Source organism: Proteiniclasticum sp. (assembly GCF_003514505.1).
Classification (GTDB): Bacteria; Bacillota; Clostridia; order Clostridiales; family Clostridiaceae; genus Proteiniclasticum.
In genome coordinates, this window is the sequence record NZ_DOPX01000026.1 from 120059 (window position 1) to 134664 (window position 14606).

A 14606-nucleotide genomic window follows, 5' to 3' on the forward strand; every position below is an offset into this window, starting at 1 on the left:
AGAGTTTAGAATGATTTTACCTCAATGAGATGAAAGAATCCCTAAACACAGTATCCAAAAGATAAACTGAAAGGTGGTTGTATTAATGGCATTAGTCACAACAACAGAAATGTTCAAAAAAGCCTATGAGGGCAAATATGCGATTGGCGCATTCAACATCAACAATATGGAGATCATTCAGGGAATCGTTGATGCCTGCAAAGTGAAGAACTCTGCAGTAATTCTTCAGGTTTCCAAGGGTGCAATGAAATATGCCGGACCAAGATATCTGAAGGCCATGGTAGATGCTGCTGTAGCTGAAACCGGTCTTGATATCGCACTTCATCTGGACCACGGCCCAGATCTTGCCACAGTAAAGGAAGCCATCGATGCTGGATTCACTTCTGTGATGATCGACGGATCCCATCTGGAGTTCGAAGAAAACGTAAGAATCACGAAGGAAGTTGTAGAGTACGCACACTCCAAGGGTGTTGTTGTTGAAGCTGAACTCGGTATCCTTGCTGGTGTGGAAGATGATGTACATGCAGAAGAGCATGTGTATACCGATCCTGACCAGGCTGTTGAATTTGTGGAAAGAACAGGTGTGGATTCCCTGGCCATTGCCATCGGTACTTCCCATGGTGCATTCAAGTTTGCTGGAAAGCCTGATCTGAAGTTCCATATTCTGGAAGAAATCCAGAATAGACTTCCAGGATTCCCAATTGTTCTTCACGGTGCATCCGCTGTCAGCCAGGAACACATTGCTATGTGCAATGAGTTTGGTGGAAACATCAAGGGCGCACAGGGTATTCCAGTAGATATGCTGAGAAAGGCATCTGCTATGGCAGTTTGCAAGATCAACATGGACACCGACATCCGTCTTGCCATGACCGCGTCCATCCGTAAGGCATTCGCTGAAAAGCCAGATGGTTTTGATCCAAGAGGATATCTTGGTGCTGCAAGAAAAGAGATTCAAGCTCTTGTTGAAAAGAAAATTGATGAAGTTCTTGGTTCCGCAAACTCCATGAACTAATCACCAACCCGTTTCAGTATGAGAGACAGGACTCCCACAAGAAGGAGTCCTGTTTTTTAGTGGCTTCAACCCATTTTCCATATAACATAATAGAAAATATACCTTCATTCAATTAAGACGAAGAAAATAGAGCTGCAGTTCACCAATCTCTCGATGAACTGCAGCTCCATTTTTTTCCCAGGTACCTTACAACCGTTCGTACAGGGACATCTTCAGTTTCTTCTCCTTCTTACTTAAAAAGAAGGCTTTATCTTTTGTCTGTTTCCACAGATGCTGTGGGCTTTTGTACTTCACCATATGTTTATGGCTTGTCTTTTGTTTGAGGATTCAATCTTTTGTTCCTCTTTTAAAGTCCTATAAACTTCCTGCAGTCAGCTGGATCTTTTCGAGCTTGTGCTTTATATTAAAAAACTCATTTTCTAGAATATTGATTTTTTGTTCAATCAGATTCCTGTTGGTTTCCTTAACTGCAGCACCAAGTTCTTTGGACAGAATGCTCAGCTCATCACTGATGGCATAAATCCTTTTTGTAGCTTCATATGCGTTCATATTCTACACCTCACTTAATGACATTTTCTCTAAGGCCCGTGGGAGATTCTTTTAAAACCCGGTACATACTGTACCTCTTAAAGGAATAAATGTATAATAGCTTCAACAAGGTTTTTTCCTTGTTACAACTGCATTTTAGACTGACTTATGTAAACAGTCAAGGCCGTTTACATAAGTTTATGACAATGGTTTATGAAACTGTTTCAATACTTTGGATTTGCTATGGTAAAGGATATCATTTTACGGCTTTTTTTCAGTTTTTCAAATGAAAAAGCCTTCTGCAGATGTATCCTTATGCATTAGAAAACCCTTGGTAACTAAGATATGTAATGATTTCACAAATATTCATAAAGGAGCCGATTATGGAACTGGAAGTAAAAATACTGGACATCAACATTGAGAAGATCCGCCGCATCATGAAAGAAGCAGGTGCTGTTCTCGTAAAAAATGAGCTGCAGGAGAACTATATTCATGACTTCCCAGACCGAAGACTTTTAAAGCATAACGGATATGCAAGAATTCGCTTCGTAAAGGACCAGGAGTCCGGCGAAGAGAAAGTCTTCATGACCACCAAAAAACTCATTTCAAGAGATGTATACAAGAAGATGGACGAGCATGAAACACTCATCGAAAACAAAGAGGTTGGACTCGGCATCTTCCGTGCACTGGGACTGGAGCTTCTGGAAAACGTGAAAAAAACCAGGGAAAGCTATCAGTATAAAAATACTCTGGTTGAGATTGATGTCAATGAGAAGACCTATGTGCCCTTTCCTTATCTGGAAGTGGAAAGCCCCTCTGAAGCAGAACTGGAGGAAGTGGTTTCGCTTCTTGGCTACACCATGGATGACACCTCCGCTCTGAGCATCCATGAAATTCTAAGGGCAAGGGGAATTACACCTAACTCCCCAGAAGGACTTTGATGGATTCCTACAAAGTGCTCTACACAATCGTTGATTCATTCTGAAAGGTGGGATACCAATGAACCACGAAAAAGTACTGGAGCTTTTTATTGATAAGATCAAAAGAGACTATGCTGAAGATGTGGCTTTTCTTGCCATTATGGGCTCTTACGCTCGTGGAACCCATCACGAGCGTTCAGATCTTGATCTTTTCTTTCTTCCCTCGACGCCAAGAGGAGAATCTTTAGGATTTACCTTTATCCTTGATGGGATAGGTTATGACCTCTGGCCCATTTCTCTCAGCCGTCTTCAGAACATCGCAAATCATAAAGAGCCTTTGGCCAGCATCCTTGCTGAAGCAAAAATCAAATACTGGCATTCAGAAGAAGATCTTGAGATCTTTCAGGCGTTGAAGGAAAAAGCGAAGACATCTGCATCAAAGGAATTTCTTCTGGAAATACTTCCTTTACTGAAATCTAAGCTTCAGGAAACAGGATTTTCTCTTTTTCTCATGAAAGATCTCGCAGCATTTCGGACAAGCGCCATGAAACAGGTAAAATCCATTTTATACGTACTTTCACTGCTCCTTCAGGAAACTATCTGAAAAACAAAGAAAACCTCATTACCATGCCTGGTGTTCCAAAGGACTTCTATGTCCATTTGGATGGACTCTTTGAAGAGGACACCCTAGAAGGTTTGAAGTCCCATATGATCTATGTCACTGAAACTGCAGTGCATCTCATAGAAGACTTTCTGGGCAGCAACAAGGAGAGACGTTCCCCGGCAAAAGAAGTTTTTGACGGATTCTATGAGGAACTGGTCAATCACTACCATAAGATCAGACACGCTGCTGAAAGAAATGATCCTAAAGAATGCCTCCTGGCTGCTGCATCTTTGGAGAATGAAATTTCTGAAACACTCGCTCATGTATCGGGTGATCTTCCTGTTCTGCCGCCTTTGGTGGGGGCTTTTCATCCAAATGATCTCCGGAGCATGGTCGATGCAGCCAAAATCCATGAGGATGCTTTCCTTATGTACCTGAAGAAAGAACAGGTTCCGCTGAGAATATTTAATTCTTTGGAGGAGTTCAGCATATACCTGGATAACCGCTTCTGATCTTTTGGCGTTGACAATTCACCGCTGATTCTTTATAATCTCGTTATATATGCAATGAAAAGGAAGTAGTAGCATAGCAACCATCTTAGAGAGTCCCTGTCCGGTGAAAAGGGATATGGCCAGTATGTGAACTCGTCTTTGGAGCATGGGCAATGGCCCCGGTTGGACGCGTTATAGTTCCTGAAAGTGAAGCTTAGGCTTAATTAGAGTGGTACCACGGATGTTTACTTCGTCTCTTATCGGAAGAGACGGAGTTTTTTTATTTTGGAGGAGGATACAAATGGCAAATTACGGCAAACACACAGATCTGAAATGGCAGAAAAAATGGGAAGACTCTGGAGTCTTCAAGTTTGTGGAAAACCCAGAGAAAGAGAAACTTTACGTACTGGAGATGTTTTCCTACCCATCAGGAAGCAAGCTACATGCAGGGCATTGGTTCAACTATGGTCCTACAGATTCCTGGGCACGAATGAAAAAAATGCAAGGATACAATGTGTTCCAGCCTATGGGATTTGACGCTTTTGGTCTTCCAGCAGAAAATTTTGCCATCAAGACCGGAATCCATCCTATGGATTCCACGCTGAAGAACATCGAAACCATGGAAAAACAGCTGAAGGAAATGGGCGCTATGTTCAACTGGGACCATGAGGTGGTTACCTGCGCTCCAGACTACTACAAATGGACCCAATGGCTGTTCACAGAGCTCTATAAAAATGGTCTGGCCTACAGAAAGAAAGCACCCGTAAACTGGTGTCCCAGCTGCAACACGGTCCTAGCCAATGAACAGGTGGTGGATGGTGCTTGTGAGAGATGTCAGACATTGGTGATAAAGAAAGATCTGACCCAGTGGTTCTTCAAAATCACAAAATATGCGGATGAACTTCTCGAAGATCTGGACAAGCTGGACTGGCCTGAAAAAACAAAATCCATGCAGAAGCACTGGATCGGACGCTCCTATGGCTCCCAGGTAAACTTTAAAGTTCAAGATAAGGATCTGGATTTTTCTGTCTTCACAACCCGTGTGGACACCCTCTTTGGTGTTTCCTATGTAGTCTTCGCACCTGAAAATGACATGGTGAAAGAACTGACTACTCCTGAACATCAGGCTGAAGTGGAAGCATACATCGAGCAGGCTAAAATGCAAAATGAGATTGACAGACAGTCTCTCTCGAGAGAAAAGACTGGTGTCTTCACCGGATCCTATGCCATCAATCCAGTGAACGGAAGAGTCATCCCCATCTGGGTAGGCGACTACGTGCTGAACACCTATGGTACAGGAATCGTCATGGCAGTACCTGCCCATGATGAGAGAGATTATGAGTTCGCAAAGAAGTATGAGCTTCCCATTGAACGTGTTATCGAAGGTGGAGATGCTCTTCCTTATACTGAAATAGGCCCCATGGTGAACTCCGGAGAGTTTGATGGTCTTCAGGGTGACGAAGCCAAAGAGCAGGTGACCAAATGGCTTCAGGACCGTGGTCAGGGCGAACTGAAGGTCAACTACAGATTGCGTGACTGGCTGGTATCAAGACAAAGATACTGGGGCGCTCCCATCCCTGTGGTTTACTGTGACCACTGCGGTGAAGTGGTTGTAGAAGAAAAAGATCTGCCGGTGGAACTTCCATATGATGTGGAGTTTGCACCAGACGGAAAGAGCCCTCTAGCAAAAAGCGAGGCTTTCCTCCATACCACTTGTCCAAAATGCGGTGGACCTGCTACTCGGGAAGCGGACACACTGGATACCTTTGTCTGTTCCTCCTGGTACTATCTGCGCTATGTGGACAACAAGAATGCTGATGCTCCCTTTAATAAGGAGAAAATCAACACCATGCTGCCTGTAGACAAATACGTTGGTGGCCCAGAGCATGCAGTGATGCATCTGCTTTATGCCAGATTCATCACAAAAGCTCTGAGAGATATGGGCTACCTGTCCTTTGACGAACCCTTCAAATCTCTGACCCATCAGGGACTCATTCTTGGGCCAGACGGTCAGAAAATGAGCAAGTCCAAGGGAAATACCATCTCTCCAGATGAATACATCACCCAGTACGGCTCCGATGTATTCCGTATGTATCTGATGTTTGGATTCTCCTATGCAGAAGGAGGCGCCTGGTCCGATGAAGGCATCCGTTCTGTTTCCAGATTTGTGGACAGAGTGGAAAGAAATTTCCACAACATCAAGGATATTCTCCACAGCTCCAGCAACACAGAGGATCTGAGAACTGAGGATAAAGACCTTCTTTACTGGAATGCCAACGCCATCAAGGGAGTGACTGAGGATTCTGAGAAGATGCAGTTCAACACTGCCATCGCCCGTATGATGGAACTGACCAATGCGCTGACCAAGTACATTCCGATGGAAAAACATAATCATGAAGTGCTAAAGAAAGTCACCTTAGACTTTATTAGAATTCTGGCGCCATTTGCTCCACACTTCTCTGAAGAAATCTGGGAAATGTTTGGAAATGAAGGCTCTGTATTTGATGAGTCCTGGCCAGTTTTTGATGAGAAAGCTCTCGTAAAGGATGAGGTGGAAATCGCCATCCAGATCAACGGAAAGATCAAAGAACGTATCATGATTCCATCAGACGCCAACGATGAAGAAATCAAAGCATTGTCTTTGGCAACTGCTGCCATCCAGAAGGAAACCGATGGAAAGACCGTCGTTAAAGTCATTGTCATCAAGGGAAGACTGGTCAATATCGTTGTAAAATAGACTGCGAAAGAAATATTACCCATGTAAAAACAGATGCTGCAGATTTTTTGTCTGCAGCATCTGTTTTTTATATCACCTTTTCATTTGAATTCTCCATCAAAAACCGGATGGCATCTTCTTCCGCCAGAGGCTTGGAAATATAGTACCCTTGAAGCACATCACAGTGGTGTCTCTCCAGATACTCTTTCTGCTCCTGAAGCTCCACCCCTTCTGCGATGACTGTAAGTTTGATCTTATGGGCCATACTGATCACATCTGCAGTAATGATCTCTTCTTCTGCAGATTCTGTGATTCTGTTGATAAAATAACGGTCTACTTTCACGGTATCAATGTTCAGGGATCGAAGCCTCGCAAAGGAGGAGAAACCTGTACCGAAATCATCCAAAGCCACAGAAATACCTAAACGTTTCACTTCTGCAAGCTTCTCGTTGATGAGTTCAAAATTGTCCATCAGAATGGACTCTGTGATTTCAAACTCCAGATTCTTGCCTGAGACCCCTTTCTTCAGGAGCATCCTGTGAACGTCTTTGGTGAAGTCTTCTCTCAACAGCTGAATGAGAGAAATATTGATGGCAATGAGCTGATTATCATATCCTTCCTCTTTCAGCAGATTGACAAAATCACAAGCCTTTGCAAGAATAATTTTTCCCAGGTCATAAATCAGGAGATTTTTCTCTGCAAGATCAATAAACTCCATGGGCGAAACAGCTCCTATCCCTTCCACATGCAGTCTTGCTAATGCTTCAAATCCCATGGTTTCATGAAGTTTCACATTCCACAGCGGTTGAAAATGGAGGGTAAAAGATGTAGTATCGGTGCCTGTAATCACCTGGCGCAGTGTTTCTTCAATGGCTTCTTTCCGGAGAATGTCATCCTGCATGGTATCACTGTATAGAATGATCTGGCGGTTATCGTAGTGTTTCAAATGTGATAAAGCTAAGGAAACATCCTTCAGCACTTTATCTGAAGAGATATGCATCCCAGTTAGCTCAAGCACTGCCACCTGTACATCCAGATACTCATCTTTCGAGCCTCCATCCACTGGTTGCCTGAACACGGCAAGAAGTTTATTCGCCAAGGAAAGGAGCTCATTTCTTGATTTGAAGTCCTCTACTACAATGACAAAACGGTCCGCATTGAACCGGAAGAACATTTTCTCCTCCCGAAGCACAGTTTTCATTTTTTCAGAAATTTGCTGCAGGATCCGGTCCCCATATTTATAACCAAAGGTCATATTGAGTGTTTTGAAATTAGAACAGTTTAACAGAAGGACTGCTCTTCTTCCTTTACTGGGTGTTACCACCAGTTCTTCCAGATATTCTTCCAAGTAGGTTCCATTAGGCAGTCCTGTAAGTTCATCATAATAAGCAATCCTAATGTTGGACTTGTCTTTCCTATATGCATAATAAAGTATTGCACCACCAACACACATCAGAATCAGAAATTCGATAAACCCTTCCATAATAATGCTTCGAATCTCTTCATCCACAAGATCTCCAGGCCAAATGAGAAGGAGTGTGCCTAGATAGTCCTCTTTGCTGAAAACTGGAGCAGATACATGAATGATTTTCTCTCCTTCATAATCACTATGATTCAACACAAGCTTCCGTTCATCGATATATCTCCGTACCGTATCATCCTTTATTTCATTACCTCTGGAATCTGACATACTGGAGGCAAGAACTTTGTACTCATTGCTGATAAAGAGTGCGTGATCCACATCCTGCTTCTCAACAATATCTTCAATGAGATTCTGGAGTTCAAACTGCTGAGTAAACGCATTGAGATTTTCATCTAAAACGCCAATCTGAACAAAGGTGGTATCATCTTTACGTACATATCCGAACTTATAGTACTCTCCACTGACTGAATCTGGTCTGGACTCTTCTATGAAAGACTCCAATCCGCTTTTCAAAAAACGATATACAGGATGGCCTTCATACGTTTGCCAGCCAACGTACTCCTCAATGTTGCTGGAGATAATCTGTCCATTCTCGTTATACAAATTGATCTGATCCACCTGAAGCTCTTGTGCCAGCTTCTGTAAAGATTCTGTCGTACTGTCATTGTCATCAATAAGAAGTACTGCTCTGCTGGCTACAAGAATTTTATCCTCCAGAAGGTTCACCGCAATCCTGTAGGCATCCTGATAATTGAGAAGTGCTGCCGTATAACTGTCCGCTATGTTCAGGGATGATTTCTCCATCATGTTATGTACGTCCTGCACACGTTCCTGAGCTGTATAATAAGTTAAGGTACCTACCCCGAGGGTAAGCACTAAAAACGGTATGATAAAAAAGCTGAGATCTTTTCTGGTCAGTTTGTCTTTTTTCATTTTTTTCTCACAATACCTTTTATTTTATTCAGTCGGTCATATCAGTCCATCGATGTATTGCAGTTCTTAGTGTTGATCTCATGGAAAAAAATCTAAAAAAGCCTCATAAATACCTGACTGCTTTCCACAAGTCACTACTTCAATGTACCATGTTCAGTTATATATCGTCAATATAGATAAATCTCACTTCAGGAGTTTTACATGATTCTTGTAGTGATGATCCCATGAAAAAAACAGGATCTGACTCCTGTCGAAATCGGATCCTGTTTCTTTCATGTTATCTAGACTATTTTCCTTCTTTATACTTCTTCACTTCATCGATGAATGCCGTGGTGTACACATGAAGATCCTTGGGGGATCTGGATGAAATGATATTTTCTGATACTACCACTTCCTTATCCACCCAAGTCATTCCTGCACCCTCCAGATCTGCTTTGATTTTCTTGGTGCTTGTTCCTGTTTTTCCTCTAAGAATGTCTGCCGTCACAGGAACCCAGCCTGCATGACAGATCATGCCTATGGGTTTCCCCTGTTCATTGAACTCTTTTGTAAGCCTGATGCAGTCTTCCTCAACTCTCAAAATATCAGGAGCGTACCCGCCTGGAATGAGAAGACCATCATAGTCTTCTGATTTCACTTCATCATACGTTTTATTGGCTTCTGCTTTTAAACCATATTTCCCGGTGTAAATTTTCTTCTTGTCAAGGGCTACCACATCCACTTCCCATCCTTCTTCTTTGAGACGGATTAAAGGATACCACAGTTCCAGATCTTCAAAGATATCAGCAACAAACGATAAAATTCTCATGGTTTTTCCTCCTAGTACTTATCATTGTTTACATTGTACCGTAAATCTAAGCTTCCGCCGTACACTTTCAAAAGAATTAATGAAGTTTTTACACCTTTGTGTTCTGTTCTCTTCTGTTTACATCAAAATTTCTGCTGTTGCGCTTTAAAGATAAACTCCATGACTCTCAGTTCATACCAGATTTCTTTACCATAGGAAGCCAAAAGCAGCGCCTTGCAGTTGTTCTCAAGGTATTCTGATAAGTGATTTGTTTCAGCACTCTTTCGTATGGTCAGGACCTGGATTTCATTTCTTCTTAAGAAAAATGAAATCCGAAGCAGGATCTCCTGGATCTCCTGGTCCAGCAGTTCCACCTCCCATAGAGTCACCGCCATTCTTTTTGCTGTACACTTGAGCTCAATTTTCCCACCAGGCGTAAGAAATATCACGAAAAGAAAACCTTCTTTCTCTTTGACTTCCACCATGGTGGAGCCAACACAAATCGACAGTCTGTCCCGAATGGGCATAAACAGGACCTTCAGCAATGCATCCTTCTCATAGAATTTTTCATTTCCCATTGCAGTCCTCCTTATTCACAAAATGTTTTCAACAATTAATTGAGAATCACTTTCAATTTTGTGCAATCTATGTTACTATAAGTACATAACACACACACAACATATTTCGAAATACGAAAGACCGTAATAGTATTTCATATTTCCCCCTTTTATACGAATATGTATACTGAATGAAAGCCTCTGAGTTTCCCCGACTCGGAGGTTTTTCATTGATACTCCTTCTTCTTTCATTGTACCTGAAAAAAAGAAGAGGAGTACCTAGAAGAAAAAATTCTCCTGAGATCTTTCTAGCGAACCAGAAAAAAGAAATAATTCAGGACTTTTTAATGCTTTTTTGTTAGAATAAGTTCATGTTCTGAAGAATCCTTATTCATCAGTGCTTTCTCTGGATTTGCTTCAGACCAAATTGATTTGAAGAATCTTTCAGATTGTTATATAATGGAGTGGTAAATCAGAGTAAATTTATAAGAATTAAAAGGGAGTTGTTTTAATTGATTAACACAATGACAAATATGATAGAGATTTCTGATGCTGGATATCAGGAATTCAACGACTTACTGGAAGCCAATGATATCGAACCTAAGGTTGTAAGACTCGCACTGGCTGGTTTCGGCTGCAGCGGTCCAAGATTTGGACTCATGGTGGATGAAGCTTCTGACAGTGATGTGGTTGAAGTCATCAAAGACATCACATTCATCGTAGCTAAGGATCTTTATGAGGAGTATCAGGGATTCGTGATTCTTTCTGATGAAGAGAACTATGGTGGCGGAATGTCACTAAGACCAAAGAAAATTGATGAAAACATCGGCTGCTCCACCTGCGCAACAGGTTGTGCTGTATAATTAAATCAAAAAGGGGAGATTTTAGAATGGAAACTCTAAAAAAGGAACTTCTTGTGATGAGCGATGCTGCTTATGAGGAGTTTGTCCAGTTCCTGAGAAGCAATCAGGTGGAAAAAAACAATATCCGTATCACCTTGGCAGGCTATGCCTGCAGTGGTCCTAGATTTGGACTCATGGTGGATGATAAGAAAGATGGAGATATGGAGACTGTCATTAAGGATCTGACCTTCTATATCGAGTCCAATCTCTATGACGAATTTGAAGGTTTCCAGATTCTCTCCACAGATGAAAACCTGGGACAGGGTATGGTCCTAAGACCCAATAAGGTCGTTGAATCTGACTGTGGAACCTGCAGCAGCTGCGGCTAAAATCTATTTGATATGTACTGAAGAGCCCCATGAAGGATGATGTCCATCATGGGGCTCTTTTTCATTGCTTAATTTTCATATATTTTATTCTTCTGCTTTATCTTGCCCAGTCATGAAGAAGCGCACGCATCACCTGGAGTCCATAGACAGCATCGCCTTCTTCTTTATGGCTTTTAATTTTCACCACTTCACCATAAGGCTCCGTTAAAGACAGTTTGTCTCCTTTGACCACCCAAATGGTTTTATGGTGGTAAGGTCTCAGTTCAAGCTTTGATTCACCTAATCCATCGGTGAAATAAATAAGAAGTGTATTTCTCAGATTTTCTTCTTTCAGATAGGAAAACACCGGCGAGAACTTCGTTCCGCCTCTTCTTTTCAGTAGTGGTTTCATATCCTTGAGATTTCTTATGACATAGTCTCTTCTCACTTCATTGTCACACTCAATGATTCTGATGGTCTCACTGTATGCTCTGGAAAGTGCCAGGATTTCTTTTAAGAAATCTGTCATGGACTTATCATCAATGCTTCCAGAGATGTCAATGGCCACGGTAATATCCGGCACATGGTTTCGAAGTTCACCACGAAGATCCATCCGTTCCGGTTGTCTCCGATTGACCCTTGTCACTGTTTTTTTCTTTCCTTTCGGTAGCGTCCTGATGGCTTTTCTGATGATCTGGGTCCAGGGAACTTCTCCTTTCAGCTGGTCTTTTACAATCCTTAAAATTTCATCCGGGACACCATTTCTGCTGGCTAAAAGCAGCGTTGATTTCAGCTTGTCTTTTACTTCATCACTGTCCTCATCCTCTGATTCTACCCATCGGTCATGGACTTCCTCATAGTTCACCTGGTCTTTTTCAAGAAGTTCTTTCACTGCTTTTGGATGCTCCGCGATGGCTTTGTGAATCTCCTCAGTATAATACTCCAATGTTTCATTGGTCTTCAGATTCAGGTCAAATCTCATATTCACAGAATTGATGCGTTCCACAAACGCCGGCAGATGATTGATGTACTGATTCACGGAAATGTCCATGGCCAGGTTGATGGCAAGTTTTCTGAACTTATTCTTCAGTGCTTTCTCTCTGCCGTGATGCTTGAGAAGAATATGAAGAATCTCATGTTTGATCATCGCCACGGCTTCCCGCTCCTCCAGCTGCAGAAAAATCTGCGGATTGAAAAGGAACTGTATTTTACTGCCTCTCAGCACACTGGCGGTGGGAAAGGGCAGATTAAAATCAATTTCTCTATAGGTGTCCCCCATGAAAAGAGCATAGTAGTCTTCTCCGCCATTGAGCATCCGAAAGGACAGCTCATTGAGATAAGAAAAAAAGTCTTTGCTGAAGCCCTTTCTTAAAGTTCCCTCTTCCATATAGACTTTCAAGTCCAAAAGAAGCACTCTTCTCTTTTCCATGAGCTCATCTTTCTCTTGGAACTCTTTGTTGAAATTAAGATCTACCATAGCAATCAAAGAACCCTTCAATAAATAAATCTGAGTTTAGGAGAATAGGGTACACATCCGGATAATCGCTCTTCAGCTCTTTCATCACAGAGATGCGAAGATCCTTGGGCATGAGATTCAGCACTTCAGAGAATCTGTCTGCATGCTTTGGGGTCATATGATCCCGAAGCTTTAGAATCATGTTCTTGGATAGAATATACAGCCTGGAGTGACTTGCCTGACCGATCTCATCCCGGACAAACTGGGACAGCACTTCCATCTCATAGAGATCCTCCGTGGAAATGAGAGGGTTCTTATTGTCTTCCAGGAAGGCCATAAACTCCTGAGCGAGTTTTGTGCCCACATTTCCCTTCACCAGATGGTATAAGGTCTTATTGTCGTAATTTCTTTTTTCAAACACCTTCAACGCATTGGAAACTCTCTCCCAGCTTCTCGGTGTCGCCTTGATATATTCTTCTTCACTGCTGTAGCTGAGATATTCCCGGAAATTGGAAATAAACTGCAGCACTTGCTCGTGTATATCTCCATCTTCCATTCCCCATCGGATCCACTCTTTCGGGTCTGAGTCCATATGGAACCAGATGAAGCGGTCTTCCTGGGCAGGGTCCATATCCACCACCTGATAGTCGGTGTCCCGGTAGTCGTCCATTTTGTTTGTAGGGTTCATGGCTGCTGCAACCAGCACCCTGTCTGAGAGTTTATATCCGTTGATCTCACGGTTCAGGATGAGGTTCATAAGCTCCTGCTGGACACTATGGTCACAGCGGTTGATTTCATCTATGAAAAGCATGACTTTCCCAGGATTGTTCTGCAGCCAGGTATCAATCTCCATGAGTTTATGGTGGGTGGCATAATAAGTCTTCCCTGCCACCACCATGGGCAGTCCGCCGATTTCTCCTTCTTTCAAGAGATTCGCATCGATATTCACAAGATACAGGTCATGCTTCTTGGAAAAATCCTTGAGAAGAGAGGTCTTTCCGATTCCGCTTTCTCCAATGATCAGAGGAACGGACCTGCTCAGCAGAGCCAGTTCCACTGCTTCTAATGTTTCTTTATAATTCATTCTTACTACTCTCCTATCTGCTCAGCACATAATCCATGAGTTTTTGTTTTGTCACTCGGGATCCGTGATCTCTGATGAAGTTGACCTTATTGATGTCCAGGATCTGAAGCTCCATGAAGTCTCTGATATAAGACTCAGACACATCCTCTGACATGAACTTCTCCTCAAGAACCTCATAAAGCATCGCAACATCCAGAGAATCATAAATGTACTTCACGATTTTCACATTGGCAGACAAGTAAAGACGAAGCTCTTCCTCTGTATAGTCACTGACATAGGTGATGGCCTGCTCACTCTTTCCTACGGCCAGAACCTTAGCATCCAGACACGGCTTTTTCACATATTTGATGGCGCTCCAAAAGCTCTTCACCGCTTCTACCTGAACATCGCAGGATGGCTCTTTTATGTACTGTATGGCATCAAAGTCCCTTCTTACGGCTTCCAGCTGAAGCTCAAGATTCTGATCCTTCACATACTGGATGGCCCAGCCTTTATTCCTCACCGCAGCAAGCTGCACTTCATAAGGCGCATCCTTTATAAACCTCAGGCTGTTCCATCCGCCAAGAACGGCCGTGACCATAACCGCCACAGGAGGATTTTTGATATGCTGTATGGCTGAAGGCGTTTTCTTGACAGCTTCCATCATCACATCAAAGGAAGGATTCACCATGTGTCTGATTTCATTTCCATTTTTCTTAACTAGTTCTAAATCTTTATCCAGTTCCATTCATCTCACATCATTTCTTTATTTTTTCTCTACCGTCCATTATACTATTAAATTTTGTGAAATCAAAGAAGAAGTAGCAATCTATCTCAGAATGTGTGCTTTAGTCTAAAATCATCTGATTCATCGAATCATTCATTACAGCGCTACCGCAAATGAAG

The 14606-nt window shown here is 42.4% G+C and carries 14 protein-coding genes and 1 other annotated feature; of the genes, 7 read left to right on the forward strand and 7 right to left on the reverse strand.

The genetic code is table 11. The features are described from left to right. Positions 1 to 85: 85 nt before the first annotated feature. Positions 86 to 1012 carry a class II fructose-1,6-bisphosphate aldolase gene (gene fba, locus DEF30_RS08705; protein WP_294098270.1) on the forward strand — a complete coding sequence of 309 codons (927 nt, stop codon included), beginning with the start codon at positions 86 to 88 and terminating at the stop codon, positions 1010 to 1012. Between the two features lie 354 nt (positions 1013 to 1366). On the opposite strand, the gene DEF30_RS08710 is transcribed toward fba, so the two are convergent. Beyond that, positions 1367 to 1561: a hypothetical protein gene (locus tag DEF30_RS08710; protein ID WP_031573638.1), complete on the reverse strand. Its 195-nt coding sequence runs from the start codon at positions 1559 to 1561 to the stop codon at positions 1367 to 1369. A gap of 359 nt (positions 1562 to 1920) precedes the next feature. Here DEF30_RS08710 and DEF30_RS08715 point away from each other — a divergent pair, with 359 nt between their 5' ends. The 4 genes from DEF30_RS08715 (at position 1921) to leuS (ending at position 6292) form a co-directional block, all read left to right on the forward strand. After that, positions 1921 to 2481: a CYTH domain-containing protein gene (locus tag DEF30_RS08715; protein ID WP_294098612.1), complete on the forward strand. Its 561-nt coding sequence runs from the start codon at positions 1921 to 1923 to the stop codon at positions 2479 to 2481. 58 nt (positions 2482 to 2539) lie between these two features. Further along, a complete protein-coding gene (locus tag DEF30_RS08720; protein WP_294098277.1) occupies positions 2540 to 3064 on the forward strand; it encodes a nucleotidyltransferase domain-containing protein in 525 nt (174 codons plus the stop codon). 23 nt (positions 3065 to 3087) lie between these two features. Next, positions 3088 to 3576, forward strand: a complete 489-nt coding sequence (locus DEF30_RS08725; RefSeq protein ID WP_294098280.1) for a hypothetical protein — start codon at positions 3088 to 3090, stop codon at positions 3574 to 3576. A gap of 45 nt (positions 3577 to 3621) precedes the next feature. After that, positions 3622 to 3816: a binding site (T-box leader), on the forward strand. 40 nt (positions 3817 to 3856) lie between these two features. Then, positions 3857 to 6292 (forward strand): leucine--tRNA ligase, encoded by a 2436-nt coding sequence (leuS, locus tag DEF30_RS08730; RefSeq protein WP_294098282.1) that lies wholly within the window; start codon positions 3857 to 3859, stop codon positions 6290 to 6292. Positions 6293 to 6359: 67 nt separating this feature from the next. On the opposite strand, the gene DEF30_RS08735 is transcribed toward leuS, so the two are convergent. From DEF30_RS08735 to DEF30_RS08745, 3 genes are all read right to left on the reverse strand, one after another. After that, positions 6360 to 8627: a bifunctional diguanylate cyclase/phosphodiesterase gene (locus DEF30_RS08735; protein ID WP_294098285.1), complete on the reverse strand. Its 2268-nt coding sequence runs from the start codon at positions 8625 to 8627 to the stop codon at positions 6360 to 6362. A 286-nt stretch (positions 8628 to 8913) separates the two neighbouring features. Further along, positions 8914 to 9435 carry a type 1 glutamine amidotransferase domain-containing protein gene (locus DEF30_RS08740; protein WP_294098288.1) on the reverse strand — a complete coding sequence of 174 codons (522 nt, stop codon included), beginning with the start codon at positions 9433 to 9435 and terminating at the stop codon, positions 8914 to 8916. 122 nt (positions 9436 to 9557) lie between these two features. Further along, positions 9558 to 9992 (reverse strand): hypothetical protein, encoded by a 435-nt coding sequence (locus tag DEF30_RS08745; protein ID WP_294098291.1) that lies wholly within the window; start codon positions 9990 to 9992, stop codon positions 9558 to 9560. 503 nt (positions 9993 to 10495) lie between these two features. On the opposite strand from DEF30_RS08745, the gene DEF30_RS08750 reads away from it, so the two are divergent. Beyond that, the gene (locus tag DEF30_RS08750) at positions 10496 to 10834 is read left to right on the forward strand and encodes a HesB-like protein (protein WP_294098306.1); all 339 of its coding nucleotides are present in this window, start codon (positions 10496 to 10498) and stop codon (positions 10832 to 10834) included. 26 nt (positions 10835 to 10860) lie between these two features. After that, positions 10861 to 11202 carry a HesB-like protein gene (locus DEF30_RS08755; protein ID WP_294098309.1) on the forward strand — a complete coding sequence of 114 codons (342 nt, stop codon included), beginning with the start codon at positions 10861 to 10863 and terminating at the stop codon, positions 11200 to 11202. 97 nt (positions 11203 to 11299) lie between these two features. On the opposite strand, the gene DEF30_RS08760 is transcribed toward DEF30_RS08755, so the two are convergent. The 3 genes from DEF30_RS08760 to DEF30_RS08770 are packed head-to-tail and all read right to left on the reverse strand — an operon-like array spanning position 11300 to position 14448. Then, positions 11300 to 12658, reverse strand: coding sequence for a VWA-like domain-containing protein (locus DEF30_RS08760; protein WP_294098614.1), 1359 nt, complete (start codon positions 12656 to 12658; stop codon positions 11300 to 11302). After that, on the reverse strand, positions 12645 to 13721 hold the full coding sequence (locus DEF30_RS08765) for an AAA family ATPase (RefSeq protein WP_294098312.1): 1077 nt from the start codon (positions 13719 to 13721) through the stop codon (positions 12645 to 12647). Before DEF30_RS08765 ends, DEF30_RS08760 begins: the two co-directional genes overlap by 14 nt. Positions 13722 to 13734: 13 nt before the next feature. Further along, complete coding sequence (locus tag DEF30_RS08770; RefSeq protein WP_294098315.1) at positions 13735 to 14448, reverse strand: hypothetical protein; 714 nt, start codon at positions 14446 to 14448, stop codon at positions 13735 to 13737. Positions 14449 to 14606 lie beyond the last annotated feature (158 nt).

Coding starts and splice junctions, on each gene's coding strand:
- DEF30_RS08770 (WP_294098315.1), bottom strand. CDS start 14,448: ATGGAACTGGATAAAGATTTAGAACTAGTTAAGAAAAATGGAAATGAA.
- fba (WP_294098270.1), top strand. CDS start 86: ATGGCATTAGTCACAACAACAGAAATGTTCAAAAAAGCCTATGAGGGC.
- DEF30_RS08755 (WP_294098309.1), top strand. CDS start 10,861: ATGGAAACTCTAAAAAAGGAACTTCTTGTGATGAGCGATGCTGCTTAT.
- DEF30_RS08735 (WP_294098285.1), bottom strand. CDS start 8,627: ATGAAAAAAGACAAACTGACCAGAAAAGATCTCAGCTTTTTTATCATA.
- DEF30_RS08740 (WP_294098288.1), bottom strand. CDS start 9,435: ATGAGAATTTTATCGTTTGTTGCTGATATCTTTGAAGATCTGGAACTG.
- DEF30_RS08765 (WP_294098312.1), bottom strand. CDS start 13,721: ATGAATTATAAAGAAACATTAGAAGCAGTGGAACTGGCTCTGCTGAGC.
- DEF30_RS08710 (WP_031573638.1), bottom strand. CDS start 1,561: ATGAACGCATATGAAGCTACAAAAAGGATTTATGCCATCAGTGATGAG.
- DEF30_RS08745 (WP_294098291.1), bottom strand. CDS start 9,992: ATGGGAAATGAAAAATTCTATGAGAAGGATGCATTGCTGAAGGTCCTG.
- leuS (WP_294098282.1), top strand. CDS start 3,857: ATGGCAAATTACGGCAAACACACAGATCTGAAATGGCAGAAAAAATGG.
- DEF30_RS08725 (WP_294098280.1), top strand. CDS start 3,088: ATGCCTGGTGTTCCAAAGGACTTCTATGTCCATTTGGATGGACTCTTT.
- DEF30_RS08720 (WP_294098277.1), top strand. CDS start 2,540: ATGAACCACGAAAAAGTACTGGAGCTTTTTATTGATAAGATCAAAAGA.
- DEF30_RS08760 (WP_294098614.1), bottom strand. CDS start 12,658: ATGGTAGATCTTAATTTCAACAAAGAGTTCCAAGAGAAAGATGAGCTC.
- DEF30_RS08750 (WP_294098306.1), top strand. CDS start 10,496: ATGACAAATATGATAGAGATTTCTGATGCTGGATATCAGGAATTCAAC.